Source organism: Microcystis wesenbergii FACHB-1317, from assembly GCF_014696875.1.
Classification (GTDB): Bacteria; Cyanobacteriota; Cyanobacteriia; order Cyanobacteriales; family Microcystaceae; genus Microcystis; species Microcystis wesenbergii_A.
In genome coordinates this window covers 21,768-42,313 of record NZ_JACJQV010000160.1, presented here as the reverse complement: position 1 = coordinate 42,313, position 20,546 = coordinate 21,768, and the positions used below count along the sequence as shown (strand labels likewise).

The 20,546-nt window shown below is 44.7% G+C and carries 15 protein-coding genes and 2 pseudogenes; 3 read left to right on the top strand and 14 right to left on the bottom strand.

Going from position 1 to position 20,546, the window contains the following annotated elements; genetic code table 11:
* Window positions 1-79: 79 nt before the first annotated feature.
* The 10 genes and pseudogenes from H6F92_RS14345 to H6F92_RS14300 form a co-directional block, all read right to left on the bottom strand.
* On the bottom strand, window positions 80-427 hold the full coding sequence (locus tag H6F92_RS14345) for a L,D-transpeptidase (RefSeq protein WP_416338801.1): 348 nt from the start codon (window positions 425-427) through the stop codon (window positions 80-82).
* Window positions 428-523: 96 nt separating this feature from the next.
* Window positions 524-706 (bottom strand): annotated as a pseudogene (locus tag H6F92_RS14340) (L,D-transpeptidase); the annotation flags it as partial.
* Window positions 707-1,276: 570 nt separating this feature from the next.
* Window positions 1,277-2,959 (bottom strand): family 2A encapsulin nanocompartment cargo protein cysteine desulfurase, encoded by a 1,683-nt coding sequence (locus tag H6F92_RS14335; protein WP_242030139.1) that lies wholly within the window; start codon window positions 2,957-2,959, stop codon window positions 1,277-1,279.
* Entirely contained in the window at window positions 2,925-3,857 is a 933-nt protein-coding gene (locus H6F92_RS14330) for a family 2A encapsulin nanocompartment shell protein (protein ID WP_002750434.1), read from the bottom strand. The genes H6F92_RS14335 and H6F92_RS14330 overlap by 35 nt, the downstream gene beginning before the upstream one ends.
* Window positions 3,858-3,933: 76 nt before the next feature.
* Window positions 3,934-4,893 carry a serine O-acetyltransferase EpsC gene (epsC, locus tag H6F92_RS14325; RefSeq protein ID WP_190358445.1) on the bottom strand — a complete coding sequence of 320 codons (960 nt, stop codon included), beginning with the start codon at window positions 4,891-4,893 and terminating at the stop codon, window positions 3,934-3,936.
* Window positions 4,890-5,870: a cysteine synthase A gene (gene cysK, locus H6F92_RS14320; protein WP_190358444.1), complete on the bottom strand. Its 981-nt coding sequence runs from the start codon at window positions 5,868-5,870 to the stop codon at window positions 4,890-4,892. Before cysK ends, epsC begins: the two co-directional genes overlap by 4 nt.
* 577 nt (window positions 5,871-6,447) lie before the next feature.
* Window positions 6,448-7,629, bottom strand: coding sequence for a PQQ-dependent sugar dehydrogenase (locus H6F92_RS14315; protein ID WP_190358443.1), 1,182 nt, complete (start codon window positions 7,627-7,629; stop codon window positions 6,448-6,450).
* A gap of 73 nt (window positions 7,630-7,702) precedes the next feature.
* Window positions 7,703-8,662 (bottom strand): NodZ family protein, encoded by a 960-nt coding sequence (locus H6F92_RS14310; RefSeq protein WP_190358442.1) that lies wholly within the window; start codon window positions 8,660-8,662, stop codon window positions 7,703-7,705.
* Window positions 8,663-8,720: 58 nt separating this feature from the next.
* A complete protein-coding gene (locus tag H6F92_RS14305; RefSeq protein ID WP_190358441.1) occupies window positions 8,721-8,906 on the bottom strand; it encodes a hypothetical protein in 186 nt (61 codons plus the stop codon).
* A 298-nt stretch (window positions 8,907-9,204) separates the two neighbouring features.
* On the bottom strand, window positions 9,205-10,341 hold the full coding sequence (locus H6F92_RS14300; RefSeq protein WP_190358440.1) for a type I restriction endonuclease: 1,137 nt from the start codon (window positions 10,339-10,341) through the stop codon (window positions 9,205-9,207).
* A 204-nt stretch (window positions 10,342-10,545) separates the two neighbouring features.
* On the opposite strand from H6F92_RS14300, the pseudogene H6F92_RS14295 reads away from it, so the two are divergent.
* Window positions 10,546-10,996, top strand: a pseudogene (locus H6F92_RS14295) (DUF29 domain-containing protein).
* Window positions 10,997-11,008: 12 nt separating this feature from the next.
* On the top strand, window positions 11,009-11,758 hold the full coding sequence (locus H6F92_RS14290; RefSeq protein WP_190358439.1) for an amino acid ABC transporter ATP-binding protein: 750 nt from the start codon (window positions 11,009-11,011) through the stop codon (window positions 11,756-11,758).
* Between the two features lie 18 nt (window positions 11,759-11,776).
* Here H6F92_RS14290 and H6F92_RS14285 read toward each other — a convergent pair whose 3' ends face one another.
* From H6F92_RS14285 to H6F92_RS14275, 3 genes are all read right to left on the bottom strand, one after another.
* Window positions 11,777-13,342, bottom strand: a complete 1,566-nt coding sequence (locus H6F92_RS14285; RefSeq protein WP_190358438.1) for a cation:proton antiporter — start codon at window positions 13,340-13,342, stop codon at window positions 11,777-11,779.
* Between the two features lie 190 nt (window positions 13,343-13,532).
* Window positions 13,533-16,835, bottom strand: a complete 3,303-nt coding sequence (locus H6F92_RS14280; protein WP_190358437.1) for an efflux RND transporter permease subunit — start codon at window positions 16,833-16,835, stop codon at window positions 13,533-13,535.
* 6 nt (window positions 16,836-16,841) lie between these two features.
* Window positions 16,842-18,041 carry a proton extrusion protein PcxA gene (locus H6F92_RS14275; RefSeq protein WP_190358436.1) on the bottom strand — a complete coding sequence of 400 codons (1,200 nt, stop codon included), beginning with the start codon at window positions 18,039-18,041 and terminating at the stop codon, window positions 16,842-16,844.
* Window positions 18,042-18,211: 170 nt separating this feature from the next.
* Between H6F92_RS14275 and H6F92_RS14270 the strand changes: the two genes are divergently transcribed.
* Window positions 18,212-18,970 (top strand): FkbM family methyltransferase, encoded by a 759-nt coding sequence (locus H6F92_RS14270; protein ID WP_190358435.1) that lies wholly within the window; start codon window positions 18,212-18,214, stop codon window positions 18,968-18,970.
* Between the two features lie 413 nt (window positions 18,971-19,383).
* On the opposite strand, the gene H6F92_RS14265 is transcribed toward H6F92_RS14270, so the two are convergent.
* Entirely contained in the window at window positions 19,384-20,517 is a 1,134-nt protein-coding gene (locus H6F92_RS14265; protein ID WP_190358434.1) for a glycosyltransferase, read from the bottom strand.
* Between the last annotated feature and the right edge of the window lie 29 nt (window positions 20,518-20,546).

Here is a 20,546-nt window from a genome sequence, read left to right as displayed (position 1 = left end):
ATCTAAATTACTCCTGAAGACGGCTCTCTCGACATCATCGGGTAAAGTGTTGGTAAATGTGACATTTTTTCCATTGTTTCTATTGAGCGATTACTATCACCGAAGTGCCGATTTGTACCTTTTCCAATAAAGCTTTTATATCTCGATCGCGCATCCTGACGCAACCGTGGCAGACGGCCCAGCCGATGAGATTTTCTGGGTTTGTACCGTGAAAAACGATAAAATTCGCGCCATCAGTCCAAAATCCAATCCAACGAGCCCCTAAGGGGTTGTTTTTTCCCGATGGCACCAGTTGACCGGTGAAAGGATGTTCCCAGACTGGTTCCCGCACCATCTGAATCACCCTAAATTCTCCCGTCGGGGTTTCCCAACCCGGACGACCGATCGCCACTGGGTAATACCATTTTTCTTTATTCTTGGCAGGTATCTTACCCCCCCTTGCCCCCCCGACGTCGGGGGGGTTGGGGGGGTGGGGGGTTAGGGCGATTAACCATCTCTGTCATTACTTATGAAAAATGGTATAAGAAGCGATTATTTTCTGTGCTTGGTCAACAAAAACCCGTCTTTTTTTTAAATTCAGCAGCAAACGGGTTTCCGTTCGGGTTGCCGTGGTTGCGGGAAGGGAATTGACGGGACTAACTGGGGGATTGAGCAAAAATTCCCCCATTCCTAGACATAAACAGAGAATCGGCAGCAAAACTAGCATCTGATACCGGCAAAGTCAAAATTAGACCTCTGGCAAAAATCAAAAATCTGACCTTAGGTGAGGAGTAAGGAGCCAGTAGTCTCAGAGTCAGGAGAATTAAGAATGAGCATTAATCAATTAAATGCTCTATTTAGGGATTTTAGGCAATTTTATGCCTATTTTTCTCATTTTTGAACTCTCAAAAATTAATTATGCAAGAACTCTATTTTTTATCTGCATTCTAATCTGATTGTGACGATGTAATACCAAATCCGTTTTTAATATTGTGATTAACTCACAAGTTATGGATTGTTTCTCCCCACATCCCACTTGCTAATTCCCACTTCCCACTCTCCTATACCTTGAAAACACGATTTAGTATTAGAAGCCCTAGTCAGGGGTGGAGATAAGCTAGGTGGTAAGCTGTACTGAATTTAAACTGCTTATTGGGAATTTTAGTACAAATGCTCAAACTGCCTCTCCCAACTCCGGCACTCCGCTGCAGTCTTAACGAGTAATTTAGATAGTCAACAGCTTAGTTCAGGGGGAACTGGAATAGGAATAGGTGCGGCAGCTCCTATTCCAGTCAGTTTATTCGTGTTGCAAACGTTCCAACGCGGCCACCAGCGCATCCACCTCGGCCTTAGTATTGTAGAAAGCCAAGGAAGGGCGCACCGTTGCCTCTAAACCAAAGCGTCGCAGAATGGGTTGAGCGCAGTGATGGCCTGCTCGCACGGCAATCCCTTCCCGGTTCAGGGCCTGTCCGATGAATTCCACATCAAATCCCTCCAGCACAAAGGAAAGCACGGCAGCCTTATCGGCTGCCGTCCCAATCAAACGCAGGCCCGGGATGGTTGTCAGTCCCGCAGTGGCATACTCCAGAAGTTCATGCTCGTAATTGGCAATGGTGGTCAAACCAATCTGCTGAACATAATCCAAGGCCGTCCCTAGGCCAACGGCATCGGCAATATTGCCCGTTCCGGCCTCAAAACGAGTGGGAGCCGCCTGATACACGGTACGCTCAAACGTCACATCCACGATCATGTTGCCGCCGCTTTGCCAGGGAACCGTGGCATTTAACAGGTCTTCTTGACCATAAAGTACCCCGATTCCTGTGGGACCAAAGACTTTATGTCCGGAAAAGACGAACCAATCACACCCTAATTGTTGAACATCGATCGGAATGTGGGAAACCGATTGAGCGCCATCTAACAAGACTTTAGCTCCGACCCGATGGGCTAAGTCAATGATTTGTTTGGCGGGGGTAATGGTTCCCAAGGCATTGGAAACATGGGAAAAGGCCACCAGTTTTGTGCGGGAGTTGAGTAATTGTTGGTACTCTGCCAGTAAAATCTGCCCGTGGTCATCGACGGGGACAACCCGCAATTTTGCTCCCGTTTGGGCGGCTAGTTGCTGCCAAGGCACAATATTGGCATGGTGTTCCAGATGGGTGAGGACAATCTCATCCCCCGCTTGTAGGGTTTGTTGTCCCCAGCTTTTTGCCACCAGATTAATGCCTTCCGTTGTTCCCCGCACGAAAATGATTTCGTTGGCAGAGGAGGCATTGAGAAAACGACGTACCGTTTCTCTGGCCGCTTCGTAAGCATCTGTGGAGCGAGCCGCTAATTCATGGGCGGCACGATGCACATTGGAATTTTCATGGCTGTAGAAATGAACGAGGCGATCGATGACTGCTTGGGGCTTTTGAGTTGTTGCGGCATTGTCGAACCAGATCAGTGGTTTGCCATTCACCCGTTCTTGCAGGATGGGAAAATCCTGGCGAATGGTATGAACATCAAAGAAGCTAGGTCTTTGAACGCTTCGCCCGCTTGCCTGGGGGACAAAAAGGGGATCGATACCCGGGACTTGAACAAGCTGGCCCGGTTTGGCCACTACCGCCGGAAGGTCGGGGATTTTTGTTTCTAACTCTTCAATGAAGTAGAAAGAGGGGGTGGCTAAGGGTACAGTAAAGGGAACTGTGGGCCGTTCGCCCACAGCAGCCGGGGAAGTTGCGGGGGTGGATGGCACCAGATCATCCCGGTCTGGACTCAACCCCTTGGCCCGCGACGCTCCAAGGTCGTGCCGTTGTAGTTCTTGAATTATCGTCTGGGCGAGATGCTCAAGAAGGTCAGGTTGGAATAAGGGGTTAAGAGAAATGTTCTCGACCTCAGTTAGGGCAGTGGTGGGCGGGGATAGAGCGGTTAGATTCCCCCCCGCCTTTTCAGGGATCAGTTCAGGGTTAGTCATAGTCGTAGATGTGGTATTGGTTGACATCAACGTTCTCCAGTACGGCCGCCGCATCGTCGGTCAACACTGCCAACGAACAGTAGAGGGAGACCAGGTAAGATGCGATCGCCTTGCGACTAATCCCCATAAATCGCACCGACAAGCCAACTCCCTGTTGACCGGGTAAATTGGGCTGATAGAGACCGACCACCCCTTGACGGCTTTCTCCTACCCGCAATAACAAAATATTAGTTTTGCCTTGTTCATTCACGGCCAACTTATCGGAAGGAATCAAAGGCACGCCTCGCCAGGTAATAAACTGAGACCCGAATAATGACACCGTAGCGGGGGGTACACCCCGTCGGGTTGCTTCTCGGCCAAAGGCGGCGATCGCTTTAGGATGGGCGAGGAAAAATGCCGGTTCTTTCCACACCTTGACCAGCAACTCATCCAAATCGTCCGGCGTGGGCGCACCATTGCGAGGTTGTACTTTCTGGGAATCAACAATATTGTTCAGCAATCCGTACTCATGGTTGTTGATCAACTCATTTTCTTGACGTTCCTTCAGGGTTTCGATCGTCAGCCGCAATTGTTCATGGATCTGATCGTGGGGACTGCTGTAGAGATCGGACACGCGAGTGTGAACATCCAGTACCGTATTCACCGCACTCAAGAAATACTCCCGGGGGGTCTCTTCGTAATCCACAAAGGTTTCGGGCAGTTCCCGCTCATCTCGTTCAGAGCAGGCCACCTCAACCCGGGAAGCATCCCTGACTTTGTTGAGACGATAAATCCCCGCCTCAACGGGTAGCCAATGCAAGAGGCGAACGAACCACCGGGGTGAAATGGTCAATAACTGAGGAACGGTCTTCGTGGCATTGGCTAACTGCCGAGCGGCAGCATCTCCCAAAGCCAGTTGTAATTCATGATCTTGGGTATAGGTCATTGAGTTAAATCCTCCAATTTAAGAAAAAGTAACAAAGCGACTGTTATGGCCGAACAATCACAGCCCGGACAGCCCCTCAAATTCCAGAGCCGTCATCAAACATTTCCTGTCGTAGTTGCGCCTGGGAGATAAAACCCCCCGGCGGCACACTGCGGGTTAACCAAACATTTCCACCGATGGTGGCGCCCCGACCGATAGTTACCCGACCGAGAATCGTTGCACCTGAGTAAATCACCACATCATCTTCAATAATCGGATGACGGGCTTGACCTTTGATTAAACTGCCCGATTCGTCCCGGGGAAAGCTTTTTGCCCCGAGCGTGACCGCTTGGTAAAGGCGCACGCGATCGCCAATCACCGTAGTAGCCCCAATCACCACCCCCGTCCCATGATCGATAAAGAAACTATTGCCAATCGAGGCACCGGGGTGAATGTCAATCCCCGTTAAGGAATGACCAATTTCACTGATAATCCGCGCCAACAAGGGCGATTCCAACCGATACAGGGCATGGGCAATGCGGTGATAAGTGATGGCCGTTACCCCGGGATAACAAAACAACACTTCATCTAAATTTCTGGCCGCCGGATCACCTCGATAGGCCGCCGTGATATCGGTTTCCAGCAGAGCTTTCAGATGGGGTAATTGAGTGGCAAAGGCTTGTACCGTCCCTTGGGCGTGTTTCTCAATCTGGTCTGACGACCAGTGCAACTGTGACCCCAGCAACCACTGTTCGCGACAAACCTGATGATGCAGCAGTTGCAGGACTTCATTGAGGGTATGACCGATAAAATAGCGGCTGGATGTTTCGCCTAAATCGGGATTGCCAAAGTGATAGGGAAAAAGAACGGCACGCAGTCGATCAACAATCCGAAATAAGGCCTCACGGGAGGGCAAGGGGAAATGGTTTCGTGATTGAGACCAACTGTGGAACGACTCGCCACGAGGTTTGGACAATTGAGCGATAATCTCATCGAGATCCAAGGACAGGGGCGGTTGGGAGAGAGCGCTGGAACTGCTCGGATGCTCGCTCGTCATGCCACTAACCCTTGCTCATTAAATACCCCTTGGAACAGGATGGAACTCAAATACCGTTCTCCGGAATCTGGCAAAATCACGACAATGGTTTTGCCTTGGTGTTCGGGTTGTTGTGCCAAGCGAGCGGCGACGGCGGCGGCGGCACCGCAGGAAATGCCGGAGATAATCCCTTCTTCTTTGGCCAACCGTTGGGCATAAAGAATGGCCTCTTCGTTGGAAACGGTTTCAATCCCATCCACAAGGGATAAATCCAGAACTTCGGGAACAAACCCCGCCCCAATGCCCTGAATTTTGTGAGGGCCAGACTTTAAGGGCTGACCTGCCCGGGCTTGGGATAGTATGGGGCTGGCTTCTGGCTCCACTGCTACCGATAAAATCGGTTTTCCCCGGGTCTTTTTGACATAGCGCGAAACTCCCGTAATGGTTCCGCCCGTTCCCACACCCGACACGAGAATATCGATCGCCCCGTCTGTGTCCTGCCAAATTTCAGGGCCGGTGGTTTCCTCATGGATGCGGGGATTGGCAGCATTGCGGAACTGTTGCAACAACACATAGCGATCGGGATTAGACGCGGCAATTTCCTCTGCCTTTGCCACTGCTCCGGTCATGCCCTTAGTCCCTTCTGTTAACACCAGATTGGCTCCATAGGCGAGCAACAGTTTGCGCCGCTCCAGGCTCATGGTTTCTGGCATGGTCAGGGTTAGGGGAATCCCCTTAGCGGCGGCTACAAAGGCTAGGGCAATGCCTGTATTGCCACTGGTGGGTTCAACCAGTTCTTTGCCCGGCCCCAATAATCCCCGTTGTTCCGCATCCCAGATCATGGCCGCACCAATACGACATTTGACTGAATAGGCTGGATTGCGACCTTCAATCTTGGCCAGAACCGTGGCGTGATTGTTGCCAACGACTCGATTAAGGCGCACTAGAGGAGTCCGCCCGATCGACAAACTGTTATCTGCGAACCATTTCTTACTCACAAAATGGCAACTCCATGATTAAAATACGACAGTTCACCAGATTGGCTCATCCTGAATTCATTTAAAATTCATTTTGAATCCATTTGAAATTCATTCTAGCCTATGCACTATCAACCTCTGGTCAAGCTAAACAAATCTTTACAATCAAGGGGGGTAGGCGATCGCTGGAGGAGAAGAATCTATCCTGAATTATTCACCAATTGCCAAAACCCTGATTATGAGAGGGTCTCAAAAAACAGTCTGTTTTTTAGCTAGATCCCTGAATGATTTTCCTAGCAAGGCTTTTGAGTATTTTCCCAAATCTTCATGAAGAATACAGGCTATGAGGGCTCTGGGCATAACTTTGGCGTTATGCGGCTTAGGTTATCAGTGCCATGCCGAAGGCACCCGGTAGCAGTACGCCGATCCGTAGGAAAGATTGAGTGATAAAATCGGCAGTAACGCCCAATTTTAGCAGAGAGTTTTCCCTTAAAAATCCCAACTTAGTAGATTGACAAAAATGAGATGCACCCAATTTGCTCTCCCTCAATCCCTCTTAAAAAAGGGGACTTAAATTCGATAATTTGATGTGTAATTTTTATGAGCGAGAATTGCTATGAGATGCCGGTTCAAGGCGAATTAATTGACCGTTACCTTCATCGGTGAGCAGGTATAAAAATCCGTCGGGACTTTGACGCACATCCCGCACCCTCTGACCGATGGGAATCGCTTCTTGATTGATAATTTCACCCGATTTATCCACTTCCAGACGGCGAATATGCCTGGAAACTAAACCACCGGCGAATAAATTTCCCTGCCAATTAGGAAAGCGATTACCAGTATAAAAGACCAATCCCGAAGGAGCGATCGCAGGTTTCCAAATTGTTTTCGGATCGATCAGACCGGGGCGAGATTCTTCGCGGGAAACGGGGGTGTTAGTGCCGTACTCTTGACTGGCAGAAACCACTGGCCAGCCATAATTTTTACCTTTTTCAATTAAATTTAATTCATCCCCTCCTTTTGCTCCGTGTTCTGTTGCCCAGACTCGTTGAGTCATCGGATCAAAGCTGATTCCTTGAATATTCCGATGACCATAACTCCAAATTTTAGAATCCGCAAAAGGATTATCTTTCGGTAGAGAACCATCGTCATTGATGCGGATAATTTTACCTAAATGACTTTGCAGATTTTGTGCTTGTTTTCTAATTAAATCTCCCGCTAATTGTAGGGGAGGATTACCCCCGTCTCCAATCGCTACCAATAAAGTGCCATCCGGTAGCCATAATAACCGCGAACCGAAGTGTTGAGAGCCGGTTTTTGCCTGGGAAACTTCAAAAATAACCCGCACATCTCGCAAACTTGTACCATCATAAACCGCACGAGCGACGCGGGTACGATTAGCCTCCTGGTCTCCGTGGGCATAAGTTAGATAAATCCAGCGATTTTGGGTAAATTGGGGATGAATTGCCACATCGAGCAGTCCTCCTTGTCCGACGGCAAAAACTTCGGGAACTCCAGCGATGGCTTTTGGGTCTAATTTGCCCTCTCTAACCACTCTTAAACGACCGGGGCGCTCTGTGATGAGGATTTCCCCGTTAGGTAGCCAAACCATAGCCCAAGGATGCTCTAAACCCTCGATTACGGTCACTTTTTGCCATTGATTGGTCTGGGAATTATTCGCCGAAGTTAATACCTTTGTACCTTGACAACTGGAGATAATTATGGTAAGCAAAACGCTAGATACTAAAGGCGAGAAAATGCGATTGAGAGAATTAAGCATGAGTTGGTAACTCCCCAAGTTTGCCATGGCATAGACATCATTAAGGTTGGTTCGGGTTAATTGCTCGTACAAACTATTTGGCAATACCTGTAATTTTCGCTTTGACTTTTTCAACCAATGAAGAAGAATTCACATCGTGGAGATGTTGTTTACTGGCTTTACTTAGGATTGATGCCACTAAACCAAAGGAGGACTGAGAAGAAAAAATCAAATCATTACAACTGGCTAACAAATACATATCCATTAATGCTTCTATGCCATTTTGAACGCGATCGGGACATTGATCCCAGTTCTGGTGCATTCTTTCTCCTGAGGGTGGAAACCATTTTGGTGTGGTGATAATATTTGGGAATTCCTGTTGAAATTTTTCAACAACTTCTTGAGAATCTGTGGACAAGAAAATGCTGTTAAATTTATTGTTTTTGTTGATTTTTTTAGTCTTAGTAATTAGCTTATCCAAAGGAATCTTCATATCTGTATATCTGACATGAACGCCTAGGGTATTCACTCCCAAGTGAGATGATTTAAAATCTTCGATAGACTGAACGATTTCAGGTTTCAGGCTTAGATGAGAGTTTAATACCTGTTTGATAATAGTACGATCATCCATTTTTGCCAAGTAATCGAACTTCCCATGAAAAAGTTGTCTCATCTGGTTGATTTTATGAGTATAGGCACAGAAAACCAGAATCTCACTCTCATAATTTGTTCTAGATAATTCAACCGACATAGATTGATCCGAAATCCTTAAATCTTTTCTTAGTCCACCAAAAGACTGATCTAACTTATCAATCCATATCTCAGGATAGACAGATTTGGTATCAGGTATAGATTCTACTGAACTTGTGTTTGGACAGTTAAAAAATAGAGGGAAGGAGTTGATATCGTCATGACAATAAGTATTATCCCGCCAATCAATAACTAACTGGCGATTACTAATTTCACTATAGATTATTGCACCACAGGCGGCCAGAATTCGGTTTCCCATGCCAGAGGAACCTTTACAAATCAGAAATTTTCTAGAGCTATTCATATTTTCTATTAAGTATCTACTAAACTATAAACCTAGACGACGGCGAGTTCTTTTGAAACTAAGGGGGGAGTGAGCTATAAATAGCTTCACAAATTCTAGGCGACGCAGATAGAATCTGTTGGGTTAAACCCTTTAAAACTTCCTTGAGTAGATCGGGACGAGTAAAAACTGTTAAAATAACTGGCGGCAAATAACTAGGTAAAGGCATCTCATCAAGAGACATTGGTAAATTTGTTAAATTCATAGACTACCGCAAAACAAAATTTTTAACATCTGTACAAATCACGCCCTATATATTAACACCTTAATTTGAGTTTGTCAAGCTTAATTACACTTCGATAACTCCCAGCTAGAATTGTTTGACCTTAACTTGAGAGAAAACTTTTATTATAATGTTCGGATATCCTATCTCCTTTTCATGACCACTTATTAACCGTAACTTCCTATCCCTAGATAAAATTTTACAACCATAATCAGCGATTACTAAAAATCATATCCTTAAAAACCCCTATCGGTCATTAAAGAGATAGGGGATAATTATTTTAGATACTTTCTGTTTTTTCTGACTTGCTTTTATAAGTATCTTGAGTCAGATAGCGGATGCGAGATTTCAGAAATTCAGCGACTCCATAAATTTCATCAAGACTGTCTATATTGGTGGTTGCTTCTTTACCAGTTTCGACGTTATCGGGAATACTGATTGATTTCTTGCCAGTTTTTTCATGGAAGCGCAGACGACAGACTGTTTTGGTTACTTTTCCATCTAAGTTGATACCAAAATAACTTTTAGTGTCTTTGTATTGAATGCGTGCGGTATTGATTTCTTCCCGTAGAATTGATTTAATAATGTAAAATCCTTCCAATTCTTCGAGGGTCGTATTAATTCCATCTCCCCCTGTTTCTTCTGGTGGAGTATCTTCTGCTGCTGTATCAGCAGGATTTGGTTCGGGTTCTTTTCTAAAAACTTCCTCAAATTTTTCTTTGATGATATCATTGATATACTCTTTGAGAGAACGCTTAATAATTTCTGTGAATTTTTCAACAACCGATGCAGTTCTCACTCCAGAATACACATGACTAACAAAAAACTTAACAAATTCGGGGGAAGGATCATTTAATTGCTGGGCAATCACTTTTTTAACTTCTTTGGTGTACAATAAATTGCGAGCAGCCTCTTTTATTTTGCCAGAATTGAAGTCAGATGTGCTAGTGCTAAATTTAGAAAATCGTTTTAATTCGTTAACAGAAGAGTCGTCAAAGTCGAGGATGTTAAACTCAAAAAATGGCTTATCGTCCATGATATTATCCTTGACGGTATCCGTATAAAACCGATAGATAATCCCATTAGTTAAAACTCCAAAGTTAGCTCCAGTTGCATTAAAATATCGATGCAGTTGGGAACTATGTTTAGGATGCTCAAGATTTTGATGACAGCTTTTACATTCCATCAAAACAATCGGTTGATTGTCCAAACAAATAGCATAATCTACTTTTTCCCCTTTTAATCCAGTTAAATCGGCACTATATTCGGGGTGAACTTCCATGGGATTGAACACATCGTAACCCCATGCTTGCAAAAAAGGCATAATAAAAGCTGTTTTGGTTGCCTGTTCGTTTTGGATTTGAGAACGAGAGGTTTCAACTTTTTGAGCAATTTCTTTGAGTTTATCGATTTCCATGATAGCCTCATTATCTAGGATGTGTGGGTTATCTTCTCAGCCTAACCATAATTTAACCTTTTTTTACCTCAGGGTCAAGCATTTTTGACTGTCATGATCATTAATTCAAGAATATTTACACTAATCCAGTGCCATTCGGATATTTTATGCTATTATTACTAGGAACGGCTTATTTTTAATAATGTCCCCATTTGATCAAAGACAATGCTTGCTTTAGAACAGCTTTATGAACGGGAGTATGATCGCTGGTTAAGCGAGACGATCGAGTTATTAAAAAATCGTCAGTTAGATCAGTTAGATTACGAACATTTAATCGAGGAGTTGGCAGCTTTGGGACGAAGCGAAAAAACTGCTGTTAAAAGTTTAAGTTTACAAATAATAATCCATCTGTTACTCTATCAATTTTGGACGACAGAAAGAGAAAAAAAATAGTAATCATTGGGCGGCAGAGATTATCACTTTTCGAGTACAATTAGAAGATAAGCTCACCACCAATTTAAGCAAATTTCTAGAACTAGAGTTAGAGAATATCTATGAAAATGCCCGCTTAATTGCCGAAAAAAAGACAGGATTAAAAAATTTACCGATAATTTGTCCCTACTCTCTGAGACAAATTCTTGAGAAACAGTGGTTTCCCGATACAGATAATCAATAAACTCTCAAAAATATGGACTCTCACAACAGTGAACCGATTATAATTGCCGAAGCGGTGGAAAAATGGTATGATAACCGCTTTCATGCTTTGCGGGGAGTCAATCTCACCGTGAATAAACAGGAAGTTGTCGTGATTATGGGGCCGTCCGGTTCGGGAAAATCCACCTTTATCCGCACTTTTAATGGGTTGGAATCCTATCAAAAAGGTCGCATTATTATTGACGGAATAACTGTGTCCCACAACCTCAAAAATATCGAGGCAATCCGTCAGGAAGTCGGCATGGTTTTTCAACAATTTAACCTCTTTCCCCATCTGACGGTATTAGATAATGTCACCCTCGGTCCGATGTGGGTGCGCGGTTGGAAAAAAGCGCAAGCGGAGGAAATAGCGAGAAAACTCCTCGAAAAAGTTGGTATTCTCGAACAAGCGCTTAAATATCCCCCTCAGTTATCGGGAGGACAACAGCAGCGGGTGGCGATCGTTCGCGCTTTGGCCATGCAGCCGAAGGTGATGTTATTCGATGAACCCACCTCAGCTTTAGACCCAGAAATGGTGCGAGAAGTCTTGGAAACGATGCAAAGTTTAGCCAAATCGGGGATGACCATGGTTTGTGTCACCCACGAGGTAGGATTCGCGCGAGAAGTGGCCGATCAAGTGGTATTTATGGATCAGGGTTTAATTTTGGAAATTGCCCCCCCAGCAGAATTTTTTAATAATCCTCAATCCGATCGAACTCAGCAATTTTTAGCAAAAATTCTTTGATTTTCCATGACTTGATCATTAAACCCTCTCTTTTTCTTCTTCTACCTCCACTAAAAGGGGAACGAGATTTTCATTTAAACGACCGGCTCGAATTAATTCTGCGTAGGTATTAGCTTCGATATCAAGTAAAGTATCTTGAAATTGTTCGACCACCAGATCTTTTAATTGTGGGTGTTCCTGTAGTAATTTTTGCAACTGATCCCCCAAGGACTTTAATTGTCCTTCCACCAGAGTTTTTTTGTAGCGATAAAATTCGGGATCGATATCGGGAAAACGTTCTGGTTGTTGCAGATAATTAGACACCCTAGTTAAAGCAATTTGACGAGCAATTAAGGCCGAATATTCGGTGCGAATCGGTTGATCACCGATAAGATTGAGGGCATTTAATAGCCATTGTATAGATAATCCTTGCACCAATAAAGTAAATAAAACCACCCCAAAAACCACGTCAATAATTTCTTGACGGTAGGGGATAGACGTAGGAACACTTAACGCTAGGGCGATCGAAACCGAACCGCGTAATCCTCCCCACCATAACACCGTTCTTTCCTTAAAATTGATCTTATTGCCCGTAATTAGGTTACTAATTCCCCCTAGTCCAAAAATTGAGAACAGACGGGAAACCACCATAGCGGCGATCGCTATTAAAATCCCGGTTAAGTGACTACCGAGACTCTCAAAACGGGTTTGATCGCCGATCAGTAAAAAGATGATGGAATTGACAAAAAAGGCGATAAATTCCCAAAATTCGCTAACTACCAAGCGCGTGCGGGGACTCATACCAATGCGCGAACCGAGATTACCGAGAATAATCCCGACAATTACCACCCCAATCACACCAGATCCGCCTAATTTTTCCGTGACGAGATAGGTTCCGTATGCAGAAACTAGAGTAAGAGACTGTTCCACAAAAGGCAGATCGAAGCGTTGGGTAAGGTAGGAAATGCCGAAACCGATCACGCAACCCACACCGATGCCAATCCCCACAAAGGTGCAGAAACGAGCGATCGTCACGGGAATTGAGAAGGTATCGACTCCCAAGGGAATACCCACCAAGAGGACGAAAGCGACCACAGCGACCCCATCATTAAAGAGACTTTCCCCTTCCATCAGGATCGTCAGTTTTTTACTGGCCCCCAATTCTTTAAATAGGGCAATCACAGAGACGGGATCGGTGGCAGCTAGGGCAGCCCCCAAGAGAAACGCGATCGATAGGGGTAAATTAGCAAAGATATGTAGGGGATAGGCGACTCCCAAAACGGAGATAATCACCCCGATAACGGCAAAAAGGACGATAGTAACCCAATATTCCTTTAATTTAGCCCAGGGAATATTCCAGGCTGCTTCAAATAACAGAGGAGGCAGAAAAATTTCCAGAATTAATTCCGGGGAAAGATTAACTAGACGCAAATCTAAAAAAGCTAAACCCATACCGACAATAACTAACAGCAGGGTGTAGGGAATTTTGCGGAGGAAGGCAACGGTTCTCGATAAAGTGGCGACACTCAAGGAAATGGTCAAAACTAGCAGGAATTGCTCTAAATTATGAGCGATCGCTTCGTTAGCAGTAGATTCTAGACTCATTATTTTCAGTTATCAGTTATCAGTTATCAGTTATCAGTTATCAGTTATCAGTTATCAGTTATCAGTTATCAGTATTAAGTGGCAATTGCGGGGCTTTCTTTTTTCTTTTCAGTGATTACTGTTTACTGATTACTGATTACTGGACGGCTACGCCGTGCCTTTGGCAACACTGAAAAAGTCTCCTAACACCCTAGTCATTCGGGGACTGAGGAGAGATTTTCAAAGAGGAAATGGCCCCTTCTTCTATGGGGGTTTCTGATGTATTCCTTTCCCCACCGAGAGAAGGAGTTTTCTTGCCGCCAGAACCGCCACTTTTCGGGGGTTTCGAGGAGAGGAATCGGGCCTCGAACTGTTTGATCAGCACATACAAAACCGGGACGAGAAATAAACTCAACACCGTGGAAATCAGATAACCGCCTAGGATTGCAGTTCCCAGGGACCAACGACTCATCGCTCCGGCGCCGGAAGCGATAACCAAGGGCAAGAAACCGACTAAACCGGAAATAGCTGTCATCAGAATCGGTCTTAAGCGTTCCGTCGAGGCCCGGGCTGCCGCCTCGGGAATACTTAAACCCAAAGTACGGGACTGGTTAGCGAATTCCACGATTAAAATCGCATTTTTAGCCGCTAAACCGATCAACATGACCAAAGCCACCTGAGCATAGATATTATTATTCACCGTCGGGAAGAGACTACCCACTTGTAGGAAATTCGCCCGCAACAGTAAGGCCCCCATGGCACCTAGGATCGCTAGGGGAACGGTAATCATGATGATAATCGGGTCGATATAGCTTTCGTACTGGGCCGCAAGGACGAGGAAAACCACGATAAAGGCTAATCCGAAGATAATTGGGGCAGCCCCGGCGGAAGTTTTTTCTTGGAAAGCTGTACCCGTCCAAGCGTAACCGAAACCGGGCTGCAGGACTTTCCGACAAACATCTTCCATCACTGCGATCGCCTGTCCCGTACTAAAACCGGGGGCGGGACTACCCTGAACGTTAATCGAGGGATAGAGGTTAAAGTTAGTGATAATCGGTGGATAGGTGAAGCGTTTGACGCTAACTAAACCCGATAGGGGAATATTGGCCCCGGTACGGGAACGGACGTAAAGACGGTTAATATCTTCAGGATTAGAACGATAATCCGCTTCTGCTTGGGCAAAGACTCGATACAAGCGATCGCCTAGGACGAATTGATTGACGAAGTTGGAACCGAGATAGGTTTGCAGGGTACCGAAAACGGCCTGCATATCGACGTTTTGCGCCTGTAGCTGGTTGCGATTGATGGAAAGTTCCAGCATCGGCGTGTCGGTGGTAAATTGGGTGAAAATTCCCGATAATTCCGGTCTTGTTCGGGCCTCGGCCATGACTTTATTAGCGTTGTCAATCAAAGCGTCCATGGGGAAAGAAGCGCGGTTTTGGATAAATAACTCGAAACCGCCAGTAGAACTTAATCCATCCACGGGGGGCGCATTAACGGCGAAAGCGCGAGCATCTCGGACTTTAGTGGCTAATTGTTGGTTAATTTTCCTGAGAACCCCGAAAACTGACTTATCTTCCCCGGGCCGTTCCGACCATTCTTTTAACTTGACAAAAAATAGCCCTTGGTTGCTGCCACTTCCGGCAAAACTAAAGCCCGCCATACCGACAAAGTGTTCCACTTCTTCGATACCGGCGAGAATTTCTTCGTTAATCTGACGGATAACCCGGTCGGTGTAGCGCAGGGAAACCCCGGGGGGTGCTTGCACCAAAACGAAGGCATAACCTTGGTCTTCTTCGGGGATAAAACCCTGGGGAGTGGTGTTGTAACTCCAAGCTGTGAGAAAGAGGGCGGCGATAAAGAAGGGTAAAACCAGAAAGCGAACTCGGATCAGAAATTCGATCGAGCGTCGATAACCTTCTTTAACTGCGTTAAAACCTCGATTAAAGCCCTCGAAAAACAGTCCCAAGGGTCCACGGGTGCCTTGGGGCGGTTTCATGATAATCGCCGACATGGTGGGGGAAAAACTGAGGGCGTTAAAGGTGGAGATCAGAATTGAAGCGGAGATGATGACGGCAAATTGTCGATAAACGATCCCCACCGTACCGGGGAAGAAGGTGACGGGAATAAAAACCGCAAATAGTACAAGAGAACTGGCGATTACCGCCGAGGTTAACTCACCCATGGCATCGAGGGCAGCTTGAAATGGCCGCATTCCCTGTCGTAATTTTTCCGATACCGCCTCTACAACCACGATCCCGTCGTCCACCACTAACCCGGTGGCTAGAATGACGGCAAACAAGGAGAGGTTATTGAGAGAATAGCCTAAAGCGAGGGCGACGGCCATGGTTCCGATCAAAGATACGGGAATAGCGATCGCCGGAATGATCGTGGTGCGCCAATCCTGAAGGAAGATAAAAATGACTAGAATAACCAGTAAAATCGCCTCCACCAGAGTGCCAAGGGCTTCTTCGAGGGAGGCGGCGACAAAGGCGGTATTATCGAGGGTAATGGCGATATTTAACCCCGGGGGGAAACTTGGTTCTAGTTCCGCCATTTTTTCTTTGACCAGTTTGGCGGTATTCCAAGCGTTGGAACCGGGCAACTGATAGACGATATAGACGACGGCGGGGGATTTGTCGAAATAGGCGGCGGTACTGTAGTTTTCGGCTCCGATTTCTGCCCGTCCCACGTCTTTAATACGGATTAAACTGCCATTTTCCCCGACTTTGACGACGATATTTTCCGCTTCCTCCCCAGTGGCAACCCTACCAACGGCGCGAATGGCAATCTGGAATTGCTGCTCTTCGGGACTGGGATCACCGCCAATTGTCCCCGCACCCACCTGAATATTCTGTTCTCGGATCGCCTGTACTACTTCGTTCGCCGATACACCCCTAGCGGCTAAAGCATCGGGATTAAGCCAAAAACGTAGGGCGTATTCCCTCTCCCCGATGATGGTTGTACTACCAACTCCCTCGATCCGGCGAATCTCGGCATCGATGACTCGATCGACAAAGTTACTCAAAAAGACTGTATCGTAGGGATAATTGCCCTTTTCGTCTGGTTTGGCGGAAATCCCGTAGGCAAGGGTAACGCTGGGGGATTGAGTATTGGTTGTCACCCCCTGCCGGTTCACTTCTTCCGGTAAACTGGCGGCGGCGGTACTGACACGGTTTTGTACCAAGACTTGGGCAATGTTACGATCCATTTCCACCGGGAAAAAGACATTCACCGTACTCTGTCCAGTGTTGGTACTCTGGGACTGCATATAAACAATCTGTTCTGTCCCGTTAATCTGGCGATCGAGTACCGTGGTAACGTTATCCTGTACGGTTTTGGCATCGGTTCCCAAATAGTTGGCATTTACCGCTACCTGAATAAATGCCAACTGGGGCAGTTTTTCTAGGGGTAAAAAGGGAATGGCGATCGCTCCGATCAAAACGATTAAAATCGAGCAAACCGTAGTCAGAACGGGTCTTTTAATGAAAGTATCGGCAATACTGAGGATCATAGGGCGTTACTGGTTCATCTTTTCTAGGATAGTTGCGGCAGTGGGAGATTTACGAGTCAGATAATTAAATATTAATAGTTTAAAGATGGTATCTAGGATAACGGGAACAGTGGCCACAAACAAGCTAATGAATGTAATATTCTCGCGCCAACCAAAGTGTCGGAACAAAGTTTCTAAGATTACCGTCCAACCCTCCGCCGAGTGAAACCCGACAAATATATCGGTAAAGAGAATAAAGATAAAGGCTTTGGTGATATCATTTAAGCTGAGAAAATAACGACTAACATAAGCTCGCGTAATTGCCAATTGTTGACGACCAAAAATTAAGATCGCAATAAAGGCTATTAATCCAGTAATATCGGAGAGCAAGTTTTTCCAACCATCTTGACTTTCATAACCCGCTTCTCTGAATAATTCCTCCACCTGTTCCCGAAAATTTTCCTCCGATTCATGCCCTACTTTTGCTACTCCTAAAACCTGCTTGATTTCTTGTATTTCTTGAAGTCTAGCAAATTCCCTGAGATATTTTTCGCCAATTTCCTGAGAAATATAAACTTCTGATATTTTCGCTCTATCCACACCAAAATAGTTTAAAACAGGGCTAAAGACGAAGTTTCTACTAATAACCTGCACCGAGAGAGGAACTAAAATAATAATCAGGATAAAACGAATAGCAATCCGTTGCTGTTGTCGCAAGGTACGGAGTTGTTTAATAACGGTTTGTTCGTATTCTGGGGTTAATTCTTGCTGGAAGTTAAAAAATTTATTACTGGTTGCAGGAGAAATTATCTGGTTATCTTTATCCCTGGGTTTATCACTGGTGAGATTGGTATTAGGCAGATTTGGGGTTTGATTATTCGGTAATGGGGGCAGCAATTCCTCTACATCTAGGCGATATTTACCGATAATATCCTCGATCACCTTTAAAGTCTCTAGGATGTTATTATTTTCTGGGTTAGTTTGCGGGTTAAGAAAATTACCCAGACGCACTTGAGTTAAATCGAGACGTATCTGTAATAATTCTCGTTCTAGGGTACTTTGAAAGTAATCATAAACACTTTTTCCTCCCACGGCAGCCGGGGAAATTTTTTGTCCCCCAAAATGTTTATCTTCGATCGCTTTAATTTTCAGCGCTCTCTGATAAGCTGATTCTAGGGCCACTAAAGAGCGTCTTTCTACCCATTGATTAACTCGATTCCAAGGCACGGCTATAATCCTCGCTTTTCTGTGATCACAAGTTATATTTATTCTACAAAAAACATCCAATTCTCGCTACTATAATTCTTAAGTTTGCTTAATTTTTTTTTCTGCAAATACTTGACGTCAAGGAAACTTTAGGTTAAAGTCTTGACAGTCCCTTTGAATAACTGCCCTTTATGGATAAAAAGCTAATCAAACAATTGCTGAAAAAAGATAATCCGATTATCTTAGAAATAGGTGCCCACAAGGGTACTGACACTCTTGAATTTCTCAGGGAATTTCCCAGAATCAAAATTTATAGTTTTGAACCCGATACGCGCGTAATTGCACAACACAGAAATCTAGTCAACGATCCTCGCTCTCAATTGTACGAATTGGCTCTATCCGATCAAGATGGTGAGGCGGTATTTTATCAAAGTGGTGTGCAAGTAGGTGATCAACTCAAACACGATGCTTCTTCTTCTCTGAAAAAACCGCAGGAACATTTGAAAGCTTATCCTAAAATCTCTTTTAATAGTTCTACCACTGTTAAAACTATGCGCTTGGATACTTGGGCAGAAGAAAATAATATCACAGAAGTTGATTTTATTTGGGCAGATGTGCAGGGAGCCGAAGAACAGTTAATTAGAGGTGGTTTAGAAACTTTAGCTAAAACCAGATATTTTTATACGGAATATTCCGATAGAGAGTTGTACGAGAATCAGATTAATCTCAGAACAATTCAATCTTTGATTCCTGAGTTTAAATTTGTTTGTTTCTATGCTAGTAACGTTCTGTTTAAAAATAGCCGTTACCTAGATTCAGGACTGGATATTTTATCAGAAAGACTTTTGACTAATTACCATATCTATACCAAAGAAAGGGCTTATTTTCGTCTACCTTTTAAGACTGGATTACGCAAGCTTTCTCAGAAGATAACGGGCAAAAAAGGTTAATAACACTCCCAAAGATTAATGGTTCTTCGGTACTTGTTATGCAATCACAAATACTGGACTTGACGCGTAAGGTTTTCAGGATAAGCAAAGAGTCCCTAGCATACTACCTGCCGAAGAACCAAATTAATTTTGTTGGGTTAGGGCAATATTAAAATCCACCTTTGTTTTCTAAAAACAGTTGATTGTCTAACGCAAAGGTACATCTCCACTTTCGAGAAATATCCATAATATTACATTTTGAGCGCAGGTGATGCACTCCCACCATTGAGGAAATGATATTATTGTTTTCGCCCTCTTTTACAGCGTTTCTCCTTAAGATAAAGTGTAACCTAATTTGTTATCAACGACCGATAACTGACTCCCTAAAACGAAAACCTCGTAGCTCACCATTAGGATAACTGCTCTAATTAAACTTAGCAATAATTTTTAGATATTGAATGTTCCTCGACAAATAAACTATAGTTACTTTGAAAGATTTCAGGAGTAAATCTATTAGCCTGTTGCCGACAATTTTCTGGAGCAATTCTATCACCGTGATCAACAAAATAGTTAACTGCTGCTACCAAAGATTGGGGATTTTGTTCCCCAAAAAGTAATCCTGTTCCCTGGGGAGAATTTTCCCGCAGCTCCCGCACGGTTTCTAAAGCACCTCCGGCGGCAAATGCAATCACGGGAGTGCCACAAGCTTGCGCTTCCACTAAAGCAATACCAAAATCCTCACAGGCAGCATAAATAAACGCTTTTGCTTTCGACATATACTCTGCTACTATTCGATCGGACACGGAACCTAAAATCTGAATATTATCCCTCGCTAACTGTCGAATTAAAGCCATCTGGGGACCATCTCCAATAACCACTAGGGGTAATCCCAATTGATTAAATGCCTCCACAATTAAAGGGACTTTTTTATAACTAACCAAACGAGATACCACTAAATAAAAATCTTCTTTTTTCTCTTGGTAGGGAAAACGCTCAATTTGTACGGGAGGATAAATAACTTTTGCCTCCCGTCGATAACAGCGCCAAATTCGTCTAGCGGTGTGGTGGGAATTAGCCAGAAAATAGTCCACACGATTAGCAGAAATCACATCCCACTGACGCAAACCATGCAAAAGATAACGGGTAAAAATACCGGGTAATCCCCGTCCTAACTTACTATTAGCCAGATAGTCAAAAGTTAAATCCCAAGCATAACGCATCGGACTGTGACAGTAACAAATGTGAACCTGATCTGGTCGTATTAAAACCCCTTTAGCCACACAATGGGAAGAGGATAAAACTACATCATAATCCTCTAAATTTAACTGCTCGATCGCTAGGGGAAGAAAAGGTAAGTATTTTTGGACGCCATTTCTCGCTTTCGGGAAATTTTGCAGAAAAGTTGTCCCGATCGAGCGACCATAGAGATAACTATCGGGATTAGTGGACTCAAAATCGATCAAAGCGTATAAATCCGCCTCTAGACATTGTAAAATCTCCTTAACCACTAATTCCGATCCCCCTGTCGCTTTTGGGGTTAACCACTCGTGAACCAGAGCGTACTTCATAGGATAATCAATAATCTCAGCCGTAATTA

What these genes read in the sequence shown, in the direction of transcription:
- H6F92_RS14270 (WP_190358435.1), top strand. Translation starts at nt 18,212, where the DNA reads ATGGATAAAAAGCTAATCAAACAATTGCTGAAAAAAGATAATCCGATT.
- H6F92_RS14265 (WP_190358434.1), bottom strand. Translation starts at nt 20,517, where the DNA reads ATGAAGTACGCTCTGGTTCACGAGTGGTTAACCCCAAAAGCGACAGGG.
- epsC (WP_190358445.1), bottom strand. Translation starts at nt 4,893, where the DNA reads ATGACGAGCGAGCATCCGAGCAGTTCCAGCGCTCTCTCCCAACCGCCC.
- H6F92_RS14300 (WP_190358440.1), bottom strand. Translation starts at nt 10,341, where the DNA reads ATGGAAATCGATAAACTCAAAGAAATTGCTCAAAAAGTTGAAACCTCT.
- H6F92_RS14335 (WP_242030139.1), bottom strand. Translation starts at nt 2,959, where the DNA reads ATGTCAACCAATACCACATCTACGACTATGACTAACCCTGAACTGATC.
- H6F92_RS14315 (WP_190358443.1), bottom strand. Translation starts at nt 7,629, where the DNA reads ATGCTTAATTCTCTCAATCGCATTTTCTCGCCTTTAGTATCTAGCGTT.
- H6F92_RS14280 (WP_190358437.1), bottom strand. Translation starts at nt 16,835, where the DNA reads ATGATCCTCAGTATTGCCGATACTTTCATTAAAAGACCCGTTCTGACT.
- H6F92_RS14290 (WP_190358439.1), top strand. Translation starts at nt 11,009, where the DNA reads ATGGACTCTCACAACAGTGAACCGATTATAATTGCCGAAGCGGTGGAA.
- H6F92_RS14330 (WP_002750434.1), bottom strand. Translation starts at nt 3,857, where the DNA reads ATGACCTATACCCAAGATCATGAATTACAACTGGCTTTGGGAGATGCT.
- H6F92_RS14285 (WP_190358438.1), bottom strand. Translation starts at nt 13,342, where the DNA reads ATGAGTCTAGAATCTACTGCTAACGAAGCGATCGCTCATAATTTAGAG.
- H6F92_RS14310 (WP_190358442.1), bottom strand. Translation starts at nt 8,662, where the DNA reads ATGAATAGCTCTAGAAAATTTCTGATTTGTAAAGGTTCCTCTGGCATG.
- H6F92_RS14305 (WP_190358441.1), bottom strand. Translation starts at nt 8,906, where the DNA reads ATGAATTTAACAAATTTACCAATGTCTCTTGATGAGATGCCTTTACCT.